This window comes from Maritalea sp., assembly GCF_051251695.1.
Taxonomy (GTDB): Bacteria; Pseudomonadota; Alphaproteobacteria; order Rhizobiales; family Devosiaceae; genus Maritalea.
On sequence record NZ_JBPOEU010000014.1, the window covers coordinates 35,817 to 54,752 of the forward strand.

Sequence of the window (18,936 nt, forward strand, 5' to 3'; positions counted from 1 at the left end):
AACTATGCCTCGTTATCAGTTGCTAATTGTGCTTTCCAACGCGCGGCTTGTTCGCGTACGTTTTTGGGCGATGTTCCACCATAGGAAGTGCGGCTTTTAACGGAGTTTTCAACGCTTAGGACCTTAAAGACCCGGCTGTCGATACGTTCGTCAACTTGCTTGAAGTCTTCAATTGTCAGTGCGTCCAATTCGCAGCCTTTTCGCTCTGCGAGTGCGACAGCGGACCCAGTGATATGGTGTGCATCGCGGAACGGAACATTCGCTTCACGGACAAGCCAATCGGCCAAATCTGTTGCGGTCGAAAAACCCGAACCTGCGGCATCGCGCATTTCATTGCGATTGATCTTGAGGTCGTTGATCATGCCGGTCATCGCCGCGAGGGCTAGGCCAAGACTGTCAAAGGCGTCAAACGCAACTTCTTTATCTTCTTGCATGTCTTTAGAATAGGCCAGCGGGAGACCTTTCATCACGATCATCAGCGATGTTAGCGCGCCCATGATGCGGCCAATTTTGGCGCGAATGAGTTCTGCGGCATCGGGGTTTCGCTTTTGCGGCATGATGGAAGAGCCGGTCGAGAACTTGTCTGATAGGCTGACAAAACGGAACTGTGCTGTTGACCAGATCACCAATTCTTCGGACAGGCGCGACAAGTGCATGGCGCAAATTGACGCGCTGCTGAGGGCCTCCAACACAAAATCGCGATCAGCCACGGCGTCCAGTGAGTTTGCAGCAGGACGGTCAAAGCCTAATGCTTTTGCTGTCATGTCACGGTCAATTGGAAATGAGGTGCCAGCAAGTGCAGCGGCGCCAAGCGGGTTTTCATTTAACCGTTTACGGGTGTCAGCAAAACGAGAAGCATCGCGGCCAAGCATTTCGACGTAAGCGAGCATGTGATGACCAAAAGTCACGGGCTGCGCGCTTTGTAAATGGGTGAAGCCAGGCATCACGCTGTCGGCTTCTTCTTCAGCGCGATTGATCATTTCCAACTGCAGCGTTTTGATTTGGCTTATGAACATATCGATGCTGTCGCGCACATAAAGCTTAAAGTCGGTCGCAACCTGATCATTGCGCGATCGACCTGTGTGCAAACGACCAGCGGGTTCGCCGATAATTTCTTTCAGCCGTGCTTCAACATTCATGTGAATGTCTTCAAGTGCGCGCGAAAAAGTGAACGATCCGGCATCGATTTCTGATCTAACCTGATCTAGACCTTTTAGAATGGCATCCTTATCTTCACTAGTAAGAATGCCGGTGGCGGCAAGCATGGTGGCATGGGCTTTAGAGCCTTCTATATCTTGTTTATAGAAGCGCTTATCGTAATCGATGGAGGCATTAATTTCCTCCATGATGGCGTCTGGCCCAGAAGCGAAACGACCGCCCCACATTTGATTGCTCATACTTACCTCTCTTAAGGAGAAATGATGTCTTACGATCCGTACAATGAACCCACCAAACCCGCCACAAATAAGTGGACAATGGGGGCATTGATTGTTGTGGCGGTAGGTATAGCGACCGCAGTTTGGGTTAGCAATGGCGTGGGCGGGCAAAACGGTTCTGTTGCGCAAGGCTCTTTTGAAGCTGATCCGGTAGTTGCTGCAGCAATTGACAGTGCCGCGCAGGGAGATTTGGCCGCATTTCGCGCCACGGCAAATGGGAGCTCTTATCCAGAGATCAGCTTTATTTCGGCAGCGGGTGAAAAAGTCGGTTTTGACCATTTTGCGGGCAAGGTAACCCTTGTGAATTTCTGGGCGACTTGGTGCGCGCCCTGTCGGGCTGAAATGCCAGCACTTGATAGTTTAGCCGCAAAATATGCAGATCAGGGTTTTCAAGTGGCAACGATTAATTTGGACGTTGGCGATGATGGCATTCAAAAAGCAAAAGCGTTTATGGATGAAGTTGGTCTGAAAAACTTACCCCTCCATGCCGACCCAAGCTTTGAAGCCTTTGAAACACTAAAGAAACGCGGCGTCGCACTCGGCCTTCCTGCAACATTGTTGCTTGGCCCGGATGGGCACGAGTGGGGCGTGCTCGCAGGACCTGCAGAATGGAACAGCGAAGACGCGTTTAAGCTAATTGATGCAGCTTTGGCGCAGGCTTCTAAGAGTTAAAGCTTTTTAATAACCCTGGCTGGGTTGCCCGCCGCAACGCAGTCTGCGGGGATGTCTTTGGTGACTACGGCGCCTGCGCCAATGGTGGTACGATCGCCGATGGTGACGCCGGGTAAAATAATGGCGCCAGCGCCAATCCAGCAATTGTCACCTATCGTTATGGGCGCTGCTACATTGACGAAATTCATGGTTTCAGGTTCGTCCGCGTAGGGGTAAACGCACCGCTCATCTGACTTGACGGGGTGGCTCGCTGTGAGAATTTGCACGTTTGGGGCGATGAGGACTTCTTTGCCGATTTTGACAAAATGGTTGTCCATAATTGTGCAATTTCGATTTATGAAGCAGCGCTCACCCACCTCAACCATTTCACCATATTCGACGTAAAACGGCGATTCGACCCAAAACTGTTCGGAGGTTTTTCCCAAAAGGCCACGCAAAATTTCCATGCGAGATGGATCATCATATTCTAGGCGATTGAACTCGTGCATCATTTTGCGGGTGCGCACGGCGTGTGCAACGAGATCAGGGTCGCCCGCGAGAAAGGGTTCCCCGGCGAGCATTTGTTCTTTTGCAGATTTTGACATGATATGCCTATTGGACTGGAATTGGTATGTTCCAGCATTAAGCAAATTTTGTTGATTTGGAAAGGGTGGTTAAGCGGACTTGTCGACGATGGAGCCTGTTCCGGCTGCTGGCGTGGCTTTTGCAGTGGCTAAGCTCTGATCTAGCATATTGATCATTTGCTTTTGCATGTCGTTGGATGCTTTGACCATCGCCAATTCGGCGCTCTGCTGGCGTTGAGCAGATTGCATCGCCAATGATTGGGTCACGAGTGACATATCCATCTGAAGCGCCTTCCTAGCTTTTCAGTTGACCAATTATTGCTTGGTTTGCGTTAATTTTAGGTAAAATTCAAGATTAGGCTCGTTGCTTTGCTAGCGCCCGAAAAGCGACACGGTGCTTCTTTTAAGAAAGAACACCAATGTCGCGCCTGCCATCAGGCCGCCAAGGTGCGCCCACCATGCCGTTAAGCTGCCGTCGGGGAAGAGCACAAAGAAAAATTGCATAGCGATCCAAAGACCAAGCACCCAGAGGGCGGGGATGGGCAGAGGCAGGGGGATGATAATTCGTGCCAGAACGTAGACCCGCACTTTTGGGAAAAGAATAATATAGGCGCCGATAACTCCAGCGACAGCGCCAGACGCGCCAACTAGTGGCGCGGTGCTTGTCGGGTCCGCAAGCATATGTGCGAGGCCACCAGCTGCGGCGCAAGCAAGATAGAAAACCAAATAACGAACATGGCCCATGGCGTCTTCAATATTGTCGCCAAATACCATTAAAAACAGCATGTTGGTCAGCACATGCATCCAATCGGCATGTAAAAAAGCGTAGGTGATCAGCGTTGTTTGGTCTGGAAGGTAGGGGACTTGGTCTATTAGCGGATCGCTGAGCCAACCGGGCACAACGGCCATCGTGACCAGAACAAACCCTTCACCCGAAGCCGGCAAAACATATTGAATGGCGAAGATAATCAAATTGATGATGATCAGGCTTTGATTGACCCATGGGCGTTCGACATAGATTTTGGGGTTCTGATCATAAAGTGGAATAAACAATGATATTGTCCCTTATTTAAGCCGTCGTTTGTCGCGTTACTCAGCAATTTCGCGCTCACGCCGCGCAGGCTGGCCCAGCACCCCCGAGCATTTTCACGCCGCCGTCACGAACTATGTTCGCTTCCCCGGCACCCCCGCCAATTGGTACCAGACATAAACGTCTTTCCCAAACCTCATCCTGAGCCTGTCGAAGGATGGAAGACAGTGCACGACATCTGTGGTTCGACAAGCCCACCATGAGGGAAGTGCTTTTCACCCCGACACCACCGCCTATTTTATACCGCCATTTGCGGTTGCTAGCGAAATTGTCCCGGTTTCCAAAGAACATCACCGCTTCCATTGTCATTTGTGACACGCGACAGAACAAACAGCAAATCCGACAATCGGTTGAGGTATTTCACGGCAATCGGATTGGTCTCTGGTTCCACATCTTTTAGCGCAACGCCAACCCGTTCGGCGCGACGGACAATTGTGCGGGCAAGATGAAGATGAGCCGACGCAGCGCTGCCGCCTGGCAAGGTGAAGCTTTTCAAGGGTTCTAGCTGTTCATTGTAGAGATCAATTTGCTCTTCAAGCCAATCAACTTGGCTTTGCACAGCGCGAAGAGGTTCGTAGGTTAGTCCCTCATCAGCGCCCGGTGTTGCAAAATCAGACCCAACATCAAAAAGGTCGTTTTGAATGCGCGCCAGAACCGCATCGATTTGCGGGTCTGCACCGGTATGCAGACGAACCAATCCAATTGTTGAATTCGCTTCGTCAATACTGCCATAGGCTTCAACGCGAATGTCAGCTTTTGAACGACGCGGGCCGGAAACCAATCCTGTGGTGCCATCGTCGCCGGTGCGGGTATAAATCTTGTTGAGCTTTACCATTTTATGTCTCTTAGCGTGGTGCGAAGAAGAAGGCGGCAACCATGAGTAAAATGATCGCGACGAACTGCGCGATAACACGGGCACGCATGAGTTTTTGGCTTAGGTTTGGCGAACCGCCCTTAAACATATTGAAAAGTCCGGCGCCCAAAATGAGCACCACAATGCCGATTGCAGCAAAAATCAGATAGTTGAGAATTTGATCCATTGGTCGTTTCTTAAGTTATGAGGTCGTCTCGAGTTAAGAGTTGGTGCGAGTATAGGCGGTTAAATGCTTCGCCAAAAGGTCATAAATGACGCGGATGCGATTTGCTTTATGGACTTCTCTATGGGCGACCAGCCACATTTCCATCGGCGGGATTTTTAAGTCTGGGACGATGTGGACGATACCCGGCGTTGTTTCGATGAGGTTGAACTGGGCAAAACTGATGCCCGCGCCTTGCTTTACCAATTCCCAAATGAGCGTCTGGCTATCTGTGCGCAATTTAAAGTCTTTGCGTTCTAAGGGAAATCCGATGGATTTTGACACGCGAATAACGTCGTCTTGCCGATCAAGGCCAATAATTTCATGTCCGTATAAATCAGCCGGGGTCTGCGGTGTACCGTATTTATCAAGATAGGATTGATGGGCACAGGCATGTAGCGGCACATCGCCGATTTTTTTGCCAACGACATCCAACTGGCCGGGGCGAAACATACGAACGGCGATATCGGCTTCGCGCAGCAACAAGTTTTCGACAGCGTCTGAGGGGACAATTTCCAACTCGATCATCGGGTAAGTCTGTCGCGCGATAACGAGTAATTTAGGCAATATATTATGGGATATGATTTGCGATGCCGTAATGCGCACCGTTCCATCCAGCATTTGTGTGGCGCCAGTTACAGCAAGCTGTGCTTCTGCGAGGGCTGCTTTGGCGTGGCGTACAGGTTCGACGAGTTGATGCGCGACAGATGTGGGTTTTAGACCTCGCCCCGTTCGGTCAAACAAAACCGCGTCCAGACAGTTTTCCAATTCTTCAACATGGCGGCCAATGGTGGGTTGAGATGCGCCTAAAGCCCGGGCGGCACCGGACAACGATCCCTCATCCATGACGGACAAGAACGAACGCCACAAAAACCAATCAGGTTCACTTGGGAGGTGCGGTCTATTCATATTTGTATATCTCAACTGCGATATTGGCCAATTTCAATTTGATTATGAATATATATGTTGGGGGCAGTCAATCAATATAGTTGAAGAGCAGGAGCAAACAAATGGCTGATACAGTAACAATCTTGGGCATCAATGGTCGCATAGGCCAATTCGCGGCAAAAGCATTTATCGAAGCAGGTTGGAAAGTCATCGGCTTTGGGCGGTCGAACAAAACCGCTTTTGACGGATTTGAGTTTCATCAAGGCGATGCGTTCAAACTATCTGACGTTAAGTCAGCAATCGCTGACGCCGATGTGGTCGTGCACGCCCTCAACTTACCCTATGACAAATGGGAAAATGAAGCGGAACGCATGAATGATGTTGTCATTGAAGCAATGAAAGATACCGGCAAAACATTGGTATTCTCTGCCAACGTTTATAATTTTGGGGCCAATGTTGCTCAGATGAAACCTGATGGCGTTCAAGTGCCTGAAACAGCAAAGGGCGATATCCGCAAGCGACTTGAAGATGCCCTCAAAGTAGGAGCGCAAAATCATAATTTCAAAGCGTTTATGATGCGGGCAGGAGATTTTTACGGGCCGGGTGCAGAAGGCAGTTGGTTTGATCTCGGTTTTGCGATGAATTTCAAGAAACGTCAGATCACATTGCCATGTGATGGGGTGACCAAACATTCATGGGCTTACTTGCCAGATCTAGGCAGGGCATTTGAAAAAGTAGCGGCGAAGCGCGACGAGCTTGCAACGTTTGAGAACTTTCACTTCCACGGCAATTTTGTCACTGGCAATGAGGTGGCAGACGCGATCCAGCGTGTGGTGCCGCAGCCATACAAAATTGTCAGTTTGCCTTGGTGGTTGCTTTCAGCTTTGGGGCTTTTTCAACCGGTCATGCGTGAATTGGTAAAAATGCGCTACTTGTGGACGTCCCCACAGGAGTTGGTTGACCCAAAATTGGACGCCATTTTGGGGAAAGGTTTCGGCACGCCGTTCGAACGGGCCGTTGCAGAAACAACATTGTCGCTGCTGCAAAATTTGGAACTTACTAAGCTGAACAGTCGAAATCACAACCCAGCGATTGGCTAGTCGCCATTTTCGTCTAGGTCTTCTTCTTCCTCAAGTTCGAGCTGGACGCGGATTTGTTCTGGCGTCCAGCCCCTTTTTCTAAGTGCAGCTAGACTTAGCGATTTTTTCGACTTGGAAAGTTTCTTGCCTTCATCATCAAGGATTAAACCATGATGCAAATATTTCGGTTCTGGCAACTCAAGCAAGGCTTGCAAAACGCGGTGAACAGCCGTGGCAAAATAGAGATCTTTGCCCCGGGTGACATGGGTGATGTTTTGGTCCGCATCATCAACTACGACGCTTAAATGATACGAAGTTGGGGTGAATTTACGTGCAAGGATTACGTCGCCCCATGCTGCAGGATTTGCCTTAACGGTTTCCACTTCAGTGAAATCTTCACTTAACTCCTGCCACGTTAGGTCGCCGACCTTTTCGATGGCTTTATCCATATCAAGCCGCCACGCAAAAGCATCGGCATCTTGCATGCGTTTTTCCCGGTCATATTGGCTCATATGTTTGCAGGTGCCGGGGTAAAGGGGCGCGCCGTCAGGGTCTTTTTCCCCGTTTGCATTGGACTTGATTTGGTTGCGTGAGCAAAAACAGGGATAAACGAGCCCGTCGCTTCTAAGTTTTTCCAGCGCTTTCGCATAATCGTCAAAATGGTCTGATTGATTACGTGGCTCTTCGTCCCATGAAAAGCCAACCCAATCCAAATCGTCGAGCATTTGGATGGTGCCTTCTGGGGTGCAGCGAATGGTATCTATGTCCTCAACCCGCAACAATATTTTCCCATCATTCGCCTGCGCGATCTGTTGGGTCATCAGAGCAGAAAAAGCGTGTCCGAGGTGCAATTCGCCGTTTGGGCTGGGGGCGAAACGAAATATGGGTTGATCAATGTTGTTCATAATTGCTCTAGTTGGCACGTTCAGTCGTGAAAGACAAATATGAAATCCACTCCCGTAAGAGATCGTTTGCGCGATGAGCAAACATTGGCCACCCATCTAGCCGAACTTGGCGCGCTTGATCCTTGTTTGATTGAGGTTATTGAACAATGCCTTCCCGTGCCATTACGGGCCGAGGAAGGTGGATTTAGAGGTTTATCACGAATTGTCATCGGACAACTCTTGTCAGTGCAATCGGCAAAGGCGATTTGGGAGCGATTTTGCAATGTGTTGGGAGAAGTAAACGCTGAACGCTATCTTTGTTTGGGCGAAGAAGGTGTCGCTGGCATTGGCCTATCCAATGCGAAGTTTCACACCATTCGCGCCATAGCGAACGCTGAAATCGGGCAAACATTGCGTTATGATTTGATTGAAAGATCGCCCTTAAATGAAGCCATGCGCACGCTGACCAGCATTAAGGGTATCGGGCCTTGGACCGCAGAAGTGTATTTGTCCTTCTGTGTCGGTCATGAAGATATATTCCCAGCTGGGGATTTGGCACTGCGCAAAATTGTTGCGCATCACCTAGAACTTGATGATACACCCAGCATTAGTGAAACAATAAAATTGACCCAGAAGTGGTCGCCCTATAGGGGCGCTGCGGCGCGTCTAATGTGGCGTTATTATGCGCTGGTCAAACAACGAGAAGGCATTTTGCTATGAGCGAACTATTTGGGCCAAAACTTGAACCCGCAAACGGCAACCCAGCAAATAAACTAGTGATCTTGTTGCATGGCTATGGCTCCGACGGAAAAGACCTTATTGGCTTGGGTGATTTCTGGGCTCAGGGTTTTCCCGATGTTGAGTTCCTAGCACCAAATGCGCCTGAACCTTGTTCGGTAAACCCGTTTGGTTTTGAGTGGTTTCATTTGGACTTGGAACGCGGCGACACCAATTACGAAGCTGGGGCAGAGCAGGCCTATCCCCTTATTCGCGACTATGTGTTGCAACGCACAGCGGATGCTGGGTTAAAACTGAGCGACGTGGTGCTTGGTGGATTTTCGCAGGGCGCAATGATGGCGCTTTATGCTGGCTTGCGATTTGAAGAACCGTTGGCCGGCATTTTGGCGTTCTCCGGTAAACTGGTCGATGCTGACGGCATAGGTGACGAACTAGAATCAACGCCGCCGGTGTGCTTAATCCATGGTGAAGATGATGATGTCGTGCCGGTTCAAGGCAGTTTGGAAGCACAAGAAGCGCTGGAGCAATTCTACGTCAATGTATCTTTGAAAGTGTCGCAGAAAACCGGCCATTCCATTGCAATGGACGGGTTAGAATTTGCGACCGGGTTTTTAACCCATGTTTTAAAGCCGGGCCAATCAGTGGAAGATGCATAAGTAAAGAGATTGTTAACCGGCCTTCACATGGCTGACATCTTACGCCACAATGATGGACGTGAATATTAGTGGAGTGATTCTCATCAAAGGAGGAAGGTGTGACAATCCATGTGTCACCCGAGGCTCTTCCGGCACTTGTGTTAAATGCCGATTTTAGGCCGTTGAGCTATTATCCTTTATCATTGTGGTCCTGGCAGGACGCGATTAAGGCCGTGTGTCTTGATCGGGTCAATATTGTTTCTGAATATGACCGCGTGATCAGGAGCCCGAGCTTTGAGATGAGGCTGCCAAGTGTTGTTTCTCTCAAATCTTATATTAAGCCTGCAAGCAATCCTGCATTTACCCGTTTTAACGTGTTTTTGCGCGACCGGTTTTCCTGTCAATATTGTGGGTCAAAAAATGATCTAACGTTTGATCATCTAATCCCCCGCTCGCGTGGTGGCCGTACAACTTGGCAAAATGTTGTGACCGCCTGTTCGCCATGTAATTTGCGCAAAGCGAATAAAATGCCGCGTGATATTGGCATGTGGCCAAGCCAAACCCCGTATCAGCCAACTGCATTTGATTTGCAAGCAAACGGGCGCAAGTTTCCACCCAACCATTTGCATGAAAGTTGGATGGATTATCTATATTGGGATATCGAACTAGAACCCTAGAGCGCGTCCTGATGCCCTCGTTTGGACTGCAAATGGCAGTTTTTTGCGCTTCCGGTGCTCACGTACATAAGAGTACGCTGCGCTCGAGTTCTCAAAGCCTGCCATTTTCGCCTCAAATGAGAACATCATGATCACGCTCTATTTATTATGCGTCTTTTTTTGCGTGGAAATTCAAGTGTCCGGCATAGAGCGTGGCAGCGGTTACGATTGTCGAGACAATTGCGTTGTACCCGGCAAAGCTAAGGCCAAAGAACCGCACCTGTGCTTGGTCGCAGGGGATGACGACGGTATCATTGATGTTTTGTAAGTCTGCAAAATCCGCAATGCCTGCGCCGACGCCAGTGCATGTGTCCGGGCCGGGCCACCATCCCCATTCTACCCCAGAATGATAGGCGGCCATCCATGTGCCGTAGGCGAAAATCAGCGCGACAATGCCCAGCAAAATTGTTAGTGCATTGCTGCTAAGGCGATCCCACAAAAAGATGCTAATCAGTAAAAGCGGAATGGCGATGTAGTACGGGTTTCGCTGCTCATAGCAAAGATCACAAGGTATATACCCGCCAATATATTGAAAGCCATAAGCACCGGCGATTGTTGCCGTTGCCAGTGCCGCGGCGCCGATGGTTAGATTTTTAGCGTTTGAGCTTGTCACAAGCAGTCCCCAAATTTTCAAGTGGTTAGATGAGGTATTTAACCGCAACAAATCCACCCACTAGAAGTGCGCACCCAATAAAGAACATCAATCCAAGTCGTTTTTCGATGAAGTCTTTTATTGGTGGACCAAAGAAATACAAAAGCGCGGCGACGATGAAGAACCTTATGCCACGTGAAACGATAGAGGAGAGGATAAATATGGGCAGATTAAGACCCGTTGCGCCAGAAGCGATTGTGATTACTTTATAGGGGAATGGGGTAAGCCCAAACACAAATACAATCAACAATCCCCAATCATTGAATGCGGCCTGGAAATCTTCGAATTTGTGCCAATAGCCATAAAATTCTAATATCGGACGGGCAAGCGTTTCCAATAAGGCTGCGCCGATATAGTAGCCTAGAATGCCGCCAAGCACAGAAGTGATGGTGCAAATTAGGGCATACCGCCACGCACCTTCGCGTTTGGCCAAGACCATTGGAATAAGCATGATGTCCGGTGGAATAGGAAAGAACGAACTTTCCGCAAACGAAATCGCACCTAGTGCTTTTGGCGCATGTTTGGATGCACCCAGTGCTAAAACCCAGTCATATAGGCGTCTGATCAACCGCTTAATCCTCAAATCTTTTTAAGGACAAGCCGTCCTTTTGCGCCCCAGATGTAATCAGTTTGAAATTCGTGTCAATCAGTGATTGACGCGGGAGTGTTTTTGGCTATATTCCGGCCCCATCACCTTAGTGCGGGTGTGGCGGAACTGGTAGACGCGCGGGATTCAAAATCCCGTTCCTTCGGGAGTGGGGGTTCGATTCCCTCCACCCGCACCATCTTTACATTGCTGCCCGAAATATTTTTTACCATCTAGAATGGTAGGGATGGTTTTGGGTTTTCGAAATTTTCATTTCATATGCATTGCCAACTTTCAAAACGATAGAAGCTGTTCCGTCCAAAAAAATGCTCAATATTGGCATTTTGGGACCAGGATCCGTCGTGTTTTTGAAGAACTATTAACCTTAATTGTTTTAGAAAATAGTTGTCTCTATATTTAAGTGAAATGGATTTTCCTCATGGACGCGGCCAAACAGAAATCACCGTTCAATCTCAAGTTAAGTTTGGCAACCAAGGTCTTGCTGGTAACAGTGGGTGTCGTCATCATCATGTTTGCAGCATTTTCTGTCTACAACGACAGAGAACGTAGCGGGGCGATGGACAAAACGATTGCTGACAATGCTAAAAATATCGGCGGCAGCATGGCACGCAGTGTCGGAAACTGGTTCGCCGGGCGTCAGCTGTTGATTGAAAATGCAGCGCAAAGCGTTGCTAGCTTGGCCGAGGGTGGTGAAATCACCAGCCAATTCGAGCACGATGTATTCACAAAAAACTTTGATGCTACTTATTTTGGTTCAGAGGCGGATGGTAGCTTCCACGCGGTGCCTGATCTTGAACTACCTGAGGGATATGATCCACGCCAACGGCCTTGGTATCAAGAAGTTGTAACCAAAAACGCAACGACTATTACCGAGCCCTATCCGGACGCATCAACTGGCACGCTCACCGTAACGGTTGCTACGCCGGTTCTAAAGGGCAATAAAACCATCGGTGTGGCTGGTGGTGATTTCACTATTGACGCCCTTGTTCAAATGCTTGCCGATATCAAGCTGGAGGGGGGCTATATGTTCCTTGTCAGCGACAACGGCACAATTTTAGTACATCAAAACCCCGAGTTGGTCGGCAAATCCTTAAGCGAGGCGTTTGATGGTGAAGCCCCTGCGCTTTCCCTTGATATTCATCCGGTTCACGAAGCTGGTGTTGACCGTCTAGTTAGTTTTGCGCCCATTCCGGATATGCCAGCAGTCAAATGGTTTGTCGGTACGTCGCTTGATCAATCAATCGCATATGCCGAATTGTCTAACTCGCGCTGGACCAGCTTGATCGCGACGATTATCGCCACGGCTTTGACAGTTTTGGTGATCTTTGCGGTTTTCCAAAAATTGGTGGCCCGTCCCATGCAGCGCATGACCGGCAATATGAGCCAATTGGCCAAGGGCGATTACGATGTTGAAATTGACTATGAAGACCGTCAGGACGACATTGGTGAAATGGCCCGCGCCATTGAGGTTTTCCGCCAAAACGGCATGAAGATTTCTGCGATGACCGAACAAGAGCGCGAAGCTTCTCATCAACGTGGCGTTGATCGTGCGGCGATGATGCAAGATTTGCAAAAATCATTTGGCGCTGTTGTTGATGCCGCAGTTGCTGGTGACTTTAACCCACGCGTTGAAGCCAATTTTCCTGACGATGAGCTCAATGCGTTGGCCATTAGTGTCAATACATTGGTGGAAACCGTTGATCGAGGCTTTAACGAAACTGGTGATGTGTTGGCTGCATTGGCGCAAACCGATCTTACCCAACGGGTTTCTGGCGAGTATCAAGGCGCGTTCCTAAAGCTGAAAGACGACACCAACGCTGTTGCCGATCGGTTAACGGAAATCGTTGGTCGCTTGCGGGAAACATCCGGTGGCCTTAAAGCGGCGACAGGTGAAATCCTTGAAGGGGCGAACGATCTATCTGAACGTACCACCCGTCAGGCAGCAACGATTGAAGAAACCTCTGCTGCGATGGAGCAATTGAGCGAAACTGTGGCAGAAAACGCCAAAAAGGCACAGGCAGCGACCGAAAAGACAACTTTGGCTTCTAAATTGGCAGCAGAGGGTGGCGAAGCGATGATGCAAGCCACAGATGCCATGGAGCGGATTACAAGTTCGTCGTCTAAAATCTCCAATATTATTGGTATGATCGACGACATAGCTTTTCAAACAAACTTGCTGGCCCTTAACGCTTCTGTTGAGGCGGCCCGTGCTGGTGAAGCTGGTAAGGGATTTGCGGTTGTGGCGGTTGAAGTTCGACGGCTAGCGCAATCGGCGGCTCAGGCTTCGTCTGAAGTCAAAGTGTTGATCGAGCAAAGTGCCGGCGAAGTTTCTCAAGGTACAAAACTGGTTGCCGGAGCGTCTGAAAAACTTGGTGAGATGCGGTCAACGGTGCAGGAAAATGCTATATTGATGAATGACATTTCTGCAGCTTCACGAGATCAAGCATCTGCCATCGAAGAAGTTGGCACCGCTGTTCGCCAGATGGATGAGATGACCCAGCATAACGCAGCCTTGGTTGAAGAAACAAACGCAGCGATTGAGCAAACCGAAATTCAAGCCAGCGATCTTGATAAGATTGTTGATGTCTTCCGGCTTGCGGGTAGCACAAGCGTTAAAGCCCATATGCCTGACGTACGAGCGCAACAGCGCAGTGTCGTGAAGGCGGTCAACTCTTTTCCAACCCATGGGAATGCTGCGGTGAGCGCAGAATGGTCTGAGTTCTAGATTATCTAGAAATAACGGATTTGTGATGTCTTAAAGAGCGGGAAGCGAAAGCCTCCCGCTCTTTTTTGTGCCAGCTGAGTTTTATTCAAGCTTGCTCATAATGTCGTTTGTCAGATCGCCAAAGCCTCCTTCAGAACGCCTGATCGTGCCCGTATTTGTTGCAAAGGCGACCACTGCGTCATGATGAGGTGAAAACATGAGGAAGGCATACCACATAGTGTTTGAGCCATTGTGGAAATAGGCGTTTCCGGTCAGTGGAAGCTCTAGCGGTATATTTACCCAACCGGCTGCGTAGCTTTCAGTGTCTTTTGTGAGTTCAGATACTGTGTGCAATCGTTGGGTGGTGCTTGTACTCAAGAAATCAGTATCCCCCTTTTGGGCCCGCATGTGGGTATTGGCAAAGGACGCTAAGTCCTTAAGCGACATATGGACAGTGCCTGCTGGACCGATAATCGGCGTATTGTCCGACCCGGCGGTATTGGGATCTACGGCTTTGGTGAGCACAAATAGTTTTGTCGCATGACCCCAAGGATTTGCGCCTTTGGGTGCGCCAAATCCTGCGCTCGTTAGGTTAAGAGGCTGTAAAACGTGCCTGCGCACCAGCTCTTCCCAACTTTCACCCATAATCTGCGCTGCGATTGTTCCTGCAATTGTGTAACCGATATTGGAATAGATAAACTTGGTGCGAGGGGTGTTTTTTGGCGGGTTTTTCAAAATGGCAAGAACTGCCTCCAACCGCTCGTGGCTTAATTGCTCTTCGCTTGAAAATTCACGGTTCAACATAGTCTTGATGCCAAAGTTCGCTTCAACGCCTGACGTGTGGTTCAAAAGATCAATCAGGCGCACATCGTGCCATGCAGTATCCATCTGAATTGCGAATTGGGGTAATAACTCGCCTAATGTATCATCGAAACTGAGTTTATTTTGATCAACTAGGCGGCCAATCATGGTGGCCGTGATTGATTTGGTGATTGAGCCAATGTGCCATTTGTCATCATTCGTGACGGGCTCATCGCTGCCTTTTTTGCGTAGGCCAGCAGTTGCCTGCGCTATAATCTCTCCGTTGTGCATCACCACGCCGCCATTGCCAAACTGGGCTGCATCTTCAAGAATCTTTGGCAAACGCTGATCGAGCAACGTTTGAATTTCAGTTTTTGTTTGACTCGTCGTTTGTTGGGGGATGGCGGGTCCGGTCATTGAAAATCCAAAAAAGAGTGCGACAATTAGGGTTGAATGGGTGAGGTGTTTTTGAAGGAACCGAGGAACCATGGCCGCAAGTTTTCTCCCGAATTAGAATAATGGTATATATTTAATATGCTAGGTGACCCTATTCAAGAGCCTCGAACAGTTGTTCTGCACACCGGCCAGTCGCGCAATATTACAGCGCTCCATTTCACTGTGCCTCTGGATAATGATCAACGAGCGGTTTTATTTGAACGCATTAACGCGCTGGTTGATGAATTTACAATTGGTTTGGAACAAGTGGAGAAGGCGCCATTTCATTTGATCACGATAGCCGTCAGCCCAACTGACGAATAAATGATGTGGGATTTGCATCTCCCAATTGAAACAAATGCCCACCAAGGCTACAAGGGCAACGTCTTTATTTATCAGCTGGGTTTTTCATGCGGTTTTTGCTTCGCATTCTTTGTGTCCTAATTTTGGGTTTTACGTGGTCTTCGCCCGTTTTGGCGACGCCTCAACTGCTTGTCGATATGCGAAGCGGGGAAGTACTATACGAAGAAGATGCAGGCGTTACTTGGCATCCAGCTTCTTTGACCAAACTAATGACAGCCTATGTGGCATTTGAGGCGATTTCATCCGGCAATGCTTCGCTTAATACGCCGGTTATTATGTCCGAAAATGCATTGAAAGCACCGCCCAGCAAAATGGGTTTTCCAGTTGGTACGGCGGTAACGCTTGAAGATGCTCTTTATCTGCTGGTGGTTAAATCGGCAAATGATGTCGCCATTGCCGTTGCTGAAACCATCGGGGGCAGCGAGCAAAAATTTATCAATCTGATGAATGCCCATGCCAGAAACTTGGGCATGAGCAACAGCTTTTTTGTCAATCCAAACGGATTGCATGAACCTGATCAAGTCACCAGTGCGCGCGATCTTGCTATTCTTTCGATTGTCATCCGCAATCGATATCCACAATATGATGGTATTTTCAACACGCGTACGGTGGAGTTTGGTAAATCAAAACTCGCATCATTTAATATTTTGCTGACGAAATTTCGCGGCACCACAGGCATGAAAACCGGCTATGTCTGCTCGTCTGGCCTTAACATAGTGGCGACGGCTGAACGAAATGGCCGAAAACTGATGGCTGTTGTTTTGGGCGGATCATCATCCCGCGAACGTGGCGAATTGACCGCCTTGTTGCTTGAACGAGGCTTTTCTAACCGTTATCCGGGCACCGGAAAATCTGTGACCCGCATCGCCAACTTGGCGGTACCTCCGGTGGATATGCGCCCCAAAATTTGCGGCAAGCAGGCGAATGAATATGTCGCTGCGCGCAAGGCAGCTTTTCCTTTCGGACTAGAAGGGGAAATCACTTACCTTGGCGACAGCGTTGCGGCCAAACGTGTGCGTGTTCGCACGCTGGGCAAGCTCGTAAATGTCGATTTACCGCGCCCACGTCCATCTTACATTTTTGTGCCCAGCGTTGCACAGATTGCTCTGCCTAAACCTCGGCCAAGCAATTAAGGTCGCTGCGAGGCGTTTAAGCTTTTTGCTGCGCATAGTGGCGTTCGAGCTCAATTAGCTTTTGTTTGCGCCACAGGCCTCCGCCATATCCGGTTAGTGACCCATCCGCCCCAATGACCCGATGACAGGGGATGAGGATGGCGATTTGGTTCGCTCCATTTGCACGCGCCACCGCACGGGTGGCCGTTGGCCGTTCGATTTCAGCGGCGAGTTGGGAATAGCTTTTCGTTTGCCCAGCCGGAATGAGCCGCAAGGCGTCCCAGACATTTTTGGTAAAATCCGAGCCGTGCATCGTTATGGCAACATCGAATTGATCTGATTGTCCTTTAAAGAAACGCGTTAGTTCTTGTTCCACCTGTTCTGTGGGTGGATAACGACCGACGCCGATATTGCCTTTGACGAGCTTAAACAGTTTTCCGAGTTCTGTTTTGATCGCCTTACGGTCGGCAAACTCCAGCAAATGCAAACTGTCCTTGTCGCTGACCGCAATCATGGGCCCGAGTTCGGTTTCAATCCAGTCAGCCTTGAGCATTGCATCTTTGACCAACTTTCCCGGTGGTAAACCCAACAAGTTGGCAAAGGCTGTTCTAAACGCGCTGGGCGAAGAATATCCCGCATCCAATTGGGCGTCGATAACTTTGCCGCCATCAGCCAAAGTGGTGAACCCATCACGGATGCGACTTAGCCGCGCCATTTCCAAAAAGGTAATGCCAAACTGGCGTTTGAAGGCACGTCTGACGGTTGAAGGGTCAAATCCCATACGCACGATGTCTGGTTCTCCCCAGCGCCGCGCGGGCTCATCCAGCAGGGCCTTTGTCAGCGTTTGGATTATCGGGTCGCCATTTGCTTCTGGTGCCAGTGGTTTGCATCGTTTGCAGGGACGAAACCCAGCTTCAATTGCACCGCCAACGTCAGGATAAAACGTACAATTCTCGCGTTTTGGTTTTCGCGCCGGACAGGTCAGGCGACAAAAAATCCCAGTGGATGACACGCCAACATAGGCGTGCCCGTCATAGGCGGGATCGCGATCTAAAAGCGCTTGATATAGTTTGTCGTCATTTGGCAATTGAAATAGCATGGAAACAAATTAGCATGAAATTTGCGACCCTGTCCGTCGCAATTCGGGCGTTTATTGTCCTATTTATGCTTTTTGAATTTCAAACCGCAAATGGTTGTCGACTTTTGTGCTGTTAATCAGGCGATGACCATTTTGATTGCACATATTGGGAATATCAATCGCTGCCAATGGATCGCTTGCCAGCACAGCCAGCCGTTCGCCGGACTTCAGGCTTGCCAGCGCTTTTTCTGCCTTGATAACGGGTAGGGGGCAATTCAACCCAATCGTATCTATTTCCATTTTCGTTTGCATAGCTGCTCAGTCTTGAACCACCAGCACCCAATGCGTGCCAAAGTTTGAATTTTGACTGTAATTTACCGCTAGGCCTGCTTGTTTTGCTTTGGGCGTTAGCAATGTTTTGGCGTCACGGCTAGAACTGCGCCAGCCGGAAAACGTTTCTGCGAAGTTGGAATATCCGGCGCTGAACAGGGCAGATGCATTTGATTTTTGAGCGATCAAAGCCGCAGCGCCATTATTGTTTCCGTCTTTTGCATAAAGGGCAGAGGACATTGTCGCCACATTGTTCAGGTCTGGCGTTAATGTTAGTGACGGCAGATTATTGGCAGCGCGATATTGATTGATTAGGCCAATAGCCTCTTGGCGATCCAATTGTGCGCCTGGTTTTGCCATCGACGCTGTTAAACCAACAGGCAGCGGACTGGTCGCGGCGACACATCCGGCAAGCGGTAACAATAGAGCAAAAATGGCGAATAACTTACGCATAACAATCCCCAATCAACAACAATATCGGCTTTTAGCAGAGCAAATAAAAAACGGCCAGCAAATGAATGCTGACCGACTGCAATTGATCTTAAAAGTGGGGCGAAATTGAGATTAATCTGCGCGGTCGATGCGGGTTGTAAAACAAGTATACCCAGCGGAACGTAAATGAATGAATGCTACATCTTCTTTGTTGAAAATGGTTTTGGCGACATCTTCAAGTTCTGCAACTTGAACAATTTGGCCTGTGGTGTAGTCAATTTTTTCGTCCGGTGAATAACCGCGTATCATGAGCTGTTCACGTTGTGCGATCACGGGAGGTAACGTGCCCTTTTCATTTTGATAGCGCTGACAAGGTTCACCACAGATAAATATGGGGCCGGTTTCTGTAAACGCGCCAGAGCCTTGGAACGGTTTATATGCACCAAGCAATACGGGTTTTCCTTCGGCGATATTTTCAAGGCAATGCCGACATGGGGCGCTGCCATCAGAGACACGATGTTCTAGTGGATTAGAATAGTCGTCTTGTCCCCCATCCCACCATTTTTGCGCATGTTGGGTTGGGATCGCAGTAAATTTGATTGAGGACGTCATGATGATCTCCTTGTTTTAAGACAAGAAGATGCA

At 49.2% G+C, this 18,936-nt stretch carries 23 protein-coding genes and 1 tRNA gene; 9 read left to right on the forward strand and 15 right to left on the reverse strand.

The window, feature by feature from the left end; all coding sequences use genetic code 11:
- Positions 1-2: 2 nt before the first annotated feature.
- Positions 3-1,397: an argininosuccinate lyase gene (gene argH, locus ACSHWX_RS10165; protein WP_435668102.1), complete on the reverse strand. Its 1,395-nt coding sequence runs from the start codon at positions 1,395-1,397 to the stop codon at positions 3-5.
- 24 nt (positions 1,398-1,421) lie between these two features.
- Here argH and ACSHWX_RS10170 point away from each other — a divergent pair, with 24 nt between their 5' ends.
- Positions 1,422-2,108, forward strand: coding sequence for a TlpA family protein disulfide reductase (locus ACSHWX_RS10170; protein WP_435668103.1), 687 nt, complete (start codon positions 1,422-1,424; stop codon positions 2,106-2,108).
- On the opposite strand, the gene ACSHWX_RS10175 is transcribed toward ACSHWX_RS10170, so the two are convergent.
- The 6 genes from ACSHWX_RS10175 to ACSHWX_RS10200 form a co-directional block, all read right to left on the reverse strand.
- Positions 2,105-2,692 (reverse strand): sugar O-acetyltransferase, encoded by a 588-nt coding sequence (locus tag ACSHWX_RS10175; protein ID WP_435668104.1) that lies wholly within the window; start codon positions 2,690-2,692, stop codon positions 2,105-2,107. The genes ACSHWX_RS10170 and ACSHWX_RS10175 overlap by 4 nt on opposite strands.
- Positions 2,693-2,761: 69 nt before the next feature.
- Positions 2,762-2,953 (reverse strand): hypothetical protein, encoded by a 192-nt coding sequence (locus ACSHWX_RS10180; RefSeq protein WP_435668105.1) that lies wholly within the window; start codon positions 2,951-2,953, stop codon positions 2,762-2,764.
- 90 nt (positions 2,954-3,043) lie between these two features.
- The gene (locus tag ACSHWX_RS10185) at positions 3,044-3,724 is read right to left on the reverse strand and encodes a rhomboid family intramembrane serine protease (protein ID WP_435668106.1); all 681 of its coding nucleotides are present in this window, start codon (positions 3,722-3,724) and stop codon (positions 3,044-3,046) included.
- Positions 3,725-4,020: 296 nt separating this feature from the next.
- Positions 4,021-4,596: a cob(I)yrinic acid a,c-diamide adenosyltransferase gene (locus ACSHWX_RS10190; RefSeq protein ID WP_435668107.1), complete on the reverse strand. Its 576-nt coding sequence runs from the start codon at positions 4,594-4,596 to the stop codon at positions 4,021-4,023.
- A 10-nt stretch (positions 4,597-4,606) separates the two neighbouring features.
- Positions 4,607-4,801: a twin transmembrane helix small protein gene (locus tag ACSHWX_RS10195; RefSeq protein ID WP_435668108.1), complete on the reverse strand. Its 195-nt coding sequence runs from the start codon at positions 4,799-4,801 to the stop codon at positions 4,607-4,609.
- Between the two features lie 33 nt (positions 4,802-4,834).
- Complete coding sequence (locus ACSHWX_RS10200; RefSeq protein WP_435668109.1) at positions 4,835-5,746, reverse strand: LysR family transcriptional regulator; 912 nt, start codon at positions 5,744-5,746, stop codon at positions 4,835-4,837.
- A gap of 101 nt (positions 5,747-5,847) precedes the next feature.
- On the opposite strand from ACSHWX_RS10200, the gene ACSHWX_RS10205 reads away from it, so the two are divergent.
- Positions 5,848-6,825: an NAD-dependent epimerase/dehydratase family protein gene (locus tag ACSHWX_RS10205; protein WP_435668110.1), complete on the forward strand. Its 978-nt coding sequence runs from the start codon at positions 5,848-5,850 to the stop codon at positions 6,823-6,825.
- On the opposite strand, the gene gluQRS is transcribed toward ACSHWX_RS10205, so the two are convergent.
- Positions 6,822-7,700 (reverse strand): tRNA glutamyl-Q(34) synthetase GluQRS, encoded by an 879-nt coding sequence (gluQRS, locus tag ACSHWX_RS10210; protein ID WP_435668190.1) that lies wholly within the window; start codon positions 7,698-7,700, stop codon positions 6,822-6,824. The genes ACSHWX_RS10205 and gluQRS overlap by 4 nt on opposite strands.
- 48 nt (positions 7,701-7,748) lie before the next feature.
- Here gluQRS and ACSHWX_RS10215 point away from each other — a divergent pair, with 48 nt between their 5' ends.
- From ACSHWX_RS10215 to ACSHWX_RS10225, 3 genes are all read left to right on the forward strand, one after another.
- Complete coding sequence (locus tag ACSHWX_RS10215; RefSeq protein ID WP_435668111.1) at positions 7,749-8,408, forward strand: DNA-3-methyladenine glycosylase family protein; 660 nt, start codon at positions 7,749-7,751, stop codon at positions 8,406-8,408.
- On the forward strand, positions 8,405-9,082 hold the full coding sequence (locus ACSHWX_RS10220) for an alpha/beta hydrolase (protein ID WP_435668112.1): 678 nt from the start codon (positions 8,405-8,407) through the stop codon (positions 9,080-9,082). The genes ACSHWX_RS10215 and ACSHWX_RS10220 overlap by 4 nt, the downstream gene beginning before the upstream one ends.
- Before the next feature lie 98 nt (positions 9,083-9,180).
- Positions 9,181-9,738 carry an HNH endonuclease gene (locus ACSHWX_RS10225; RefSeq protein ID WP_435668113.1) on the forward strand — a complete coding sequence of 186 codons (558 nt, stop codon included), beginning with the start codon at positions 9,181-9,183 and terminating at the stop codon, positions 9,736-9,738.
- Between the two features lie 145 nt (positions 9,739-9,883).
- On the opposite strand, the gene ACSHWX_RS10230 is transcribed toward ACSHWX_RS10225, so the two are convergent.
- Both ACSHWX_RS10230 and ACSHWX_RS10235 read right to left on the reverse strand, forming a co-directional pair.
- Entirely contained in the window at positions 9,884-10,390 is a 507-nt protein-coding gene (locus ACSHWX_RS10230; protein WP_435668114.1) for a disulfide bond formation protein B, read from the reverse strand.
- Between the two features lie 25 nt (positions 10,391-10,415).
- Positions 10,416-10,997, reverse strand: a complete 582-nt coding sequence (locus ACSHWX_RS10235; protein ID WP_435668115.1) for a YqaA family protein — start codon at positions 10,995-10,997, stop codon at positions 10,416-10,418.
- Positions 10,998-11,129: 132 nt separating this feature from the next.
- On the opposite strand from ACSHWX_RS10235, the gene ACSHWX_RS10240 reads away from it, so the two are divergent.
- Both ACSHWX_RS10240 and ACSHWX_RS10245 read left to right on the forward strand, forming a co-directional pair.
- Positions 11,130-11,214 (forward strand) — tRNA-Leu (locus tag ACSHWX_RS10240).
- A 240-nt stretch (positions 11,215-11,454) separates the two neighbouring features.
- On the forward strand, positions 11,455-13,761 hold the full coding sequence (locus ACSHWX_RS10245; RefSeq protein ID WP_435668116.1) for a methyl-accepting chemotaxis protein: 2,307 nt from the start codon (positions 11,455-11,457) through the stop codon (positions 13,759-13,761).
- Positions 13,762-13,842: 81 nt separating this feature from the next.
- On the opposite strand, the gene ACSHWX_RS10250 is transcribed toward ACSHWX_RS10245, so the two are convergent.
- Positions 13,843-14,958, reverse strand: coding sequence for a serine hydrolase domain-containing protein (locus ACSHWX_RS10250; RefSeq protein ID WP_435668117.1), 1,116 nt, complete (start codon positions 14,956-14,958; stop codon positions 13,843-13,845).
- 117 nt (positions 14,959-15,075) lie between these two features.
- On the opposite strand from ACSHWX_RS10250, the gene ACSHWX_RS10255 reads away from it, so the two are divergent.
- Both ACSHWX_RS10255 and ACSHWX_RS10260 read left to right on the forward strand, forming a co-directional pair.
- Positions 15,076-15,300 carry a hypothetical protein gene (locus ACSHWX_RS10255; RefSeq protein WP_435668118.1) on the forward strand — a complete coding sequence of 75 codons (225 nt, stop codon included), beginning with the start codon at positions 15,076-15,078 and terminating at the stop codon, positions 15,298-15,300.
- 86 nt (positions 15,301-15,386) lie between these two features.
- The gene (locus ACSHWX_RS10260; RefSeq protein ID WP_435668119.1) at positions 15,387-16,472 is read left to right on the forward strand and encodes a D-alanyl-D-alanine carboxypeptidase family protein; all 1,086 of its coding nucleotides are present in this window, start codon (positions 15,387-15,389) and stop codon (positions 16,470-16,472) included.
- 16 nt (positions 16,473-16,488) lie between these two features.
- Here the strand turns inward: ACSHWX_RS10260 and ACSHWX_RS10265 are convergent, their stop codons facing one another.
- From ACSHWX_RS10265 to ACSHWX_RS10280, 4 genes are all read right to left on the reverse strand, one after another.
- The gene (locus ACSHWX_RS10265) at positions 16,489-17,550 is read right to left on the reverse strand and encodes a bifunctional transcriptional activator/DNA repair enzyme AdaA (RefSeq protein ID WP_435668120.1); all 1,062 of its coding nucleotides are present in this window, start codon (positions 17,548-17,550) and stop codon (positions 16,489-16,491) included.
- A 63-nt stretch (positions 17,551-17,613) separates the two neighbouring features.
- Positions 17,614-17,841, reverse strand: coding sequence for a sulfurtransferase TusA family protein (locus tag ACSHWX_RS10270; protein WP_435668121.1), 228 nt, complete (start codon positions 17,839-17,841; stop codon positions 17,614-17,616).
- Between the two features lie 6 nt (positions 17,842-17,847).
- Complete coding sequence (locus ACSHWX_RS10275; RefSeq protein ID WP_435668122.1) at positions 17,848-18,312, reverse strand: CAP domain-containing protein; 465 nt, start codon at positions 18,310-18,312, stop codon at positions 17,848-17,850.
- A 111-nt stretch (positions 18,313-18,423) separates the two neighbouring features.
- Positions 18,424-18,903, reverse strand: coding sequence for a DUF1203 domain-containing protein (locus ACSHWX_RS10280; protein WP_435668123.1), 480 nt, complete (start codon positions 18,901-18,903; stop codon positions 18,424-18,426).
- Positions 18,904-18,936: the final 33 nt, after the last annotated feature.

What these genes read in the sequence shown, in the direction of transcription:
- argH (WP_435668102.1), bottom strand. Translation starts at nt 1,397, where the DNA reads ATGAGCAATCAAATGTGGGGCGGTCGTTTCGCTTCTGGGCCAGACGCC.
- ACSHWX_RS10170 (WP_435668103.1), top strand. Translation starts at nt 1,422, where the DNA reads ATGTCTTACGATCCGTACAATGAACCCACCAAACCCGCCACAAATAAG.
- ACSHWX_RS10175 (WP_435668104.1), bottom strand. Translation starts at nt 2,692, where the DNA reads ATGTCAAAATCTGCAAAAGAACAAATGCTCGCCGGGGAACCCTTTCTC.
- ACSHWX_RS10180 (WP_435668105.1), bottom strand. Translation starts at nt 2,953, where the DNA reads ATGGATATGTCACTCGTGACCCAATCATTGGCGATGCAATCTGCTCAA.
- ACSHWX_RS10190 (WP_435668107.1), bottom strand. Translation starts at nt 4,596, where the DNA reads ATGGTAAAGCTCAACAAGATTTATACCCGCACCGGCGACGATGGCACC.
- ACSHWX_RS10195 (WP_435668108.1), bottom strand. Translation starts at nt 4,801, where the DNA reads ATGGATCAAATTCTCAACTATCTGATTTTTGCTGCAATCGGCATTGTG.
- ACSHWX_RS10200 (WP_435668109.1), bottom strand. Translation starts at nt 5,746, where the DNA reads ATGAATAGACCGCACCTCCCAAGTGAACCTGATTGGTTTTTGTGGCGT.
- ACSHWX_RS10205 (WP_435668110.1), top strand. Translation starts at nt 5,848, where the DNA reads ATGGCTGATACAGTAACAATCTTGGGCATCAATGGTCGCATAGGCCAA.
- ACSHWX_RS10215 (WP_435668111.1), top strand. Translation starts at nt 7,749, where the DNA reads ATGAAATCCACTCCCGTAAGAGATCGTTTGCGCGATGAGCAAACATTG.
- ACSHWX_RS10220 (WP_435668112.1), top strand. Translation starts at nt 8,405, where the DNA reads ATGAGCGAACTATTTGGGCCAAAACTTGAACCCGCAAACGGCAACCCA.
- ACSHWX_RS10245 (WP_435668116.1), top strand. Translation starts at nt 11,455, where the DNA reads ATGGACGCGGCCAAACAGAAATCACCGTTCAATCTCAAGTTAAGTTTG.
- ACSHWX_RS10250 (WP_435668117.1), bottom strand. Translation starts at nt 14,958, where the DNA reads ATGACCGGACCCGCCATCCCCCAACAAACGACGAGTCAAACAAAAACT.
- ACSHWX_RS10255 (WP_435668118.1), top strand. Translation starts at nt 15,076, where the DNA reads ATGCTAGGTGACCCTATTCAAGAGCCTCGAACAGTTGTTCTGCACACC.
- ACSHWX_RS10260 (WP_435668119.1), top strand. Translation starts at nt 15,387, where the DNA reads ATGCGGTTTTTGCTTCGCATTCTTTGTGTCCTAATTTTGGGTTTTACG.
- ACSHWX_RS10265 (WP_435668120.1), bottom strand. Translation starts at nt 17,550, where the DNA reads ATGCTATTTCAATTGCCAAATGACGACAAACTATATCAAGCGCTTTTA.
- ACSHWX_RS10270 (WP_435668121.1), bottom strand. Translation starts at nt 17,841, where the DNA reads ATGCAAACGAAAATGGAAATAGATACGATTGGGTTGAATTGCCCCCTA.
- ACSHWX_RS10275 (WP_435668122.1), bottom strand. Translation starts at nt 18,312, where the DNA reads ATGCGTAAGTTATTCGCCATTTTTGCTCTATTGTTACCGCTTGCCGGA.
- ACSHWX_RS10280 (WP_435668123.1), bottom strand. Translation starts at nt 18,903, where the DNA reads ATGACGTCCTCAATCAAATTTACTGCGATCCCAACCCAACATGCGCAA.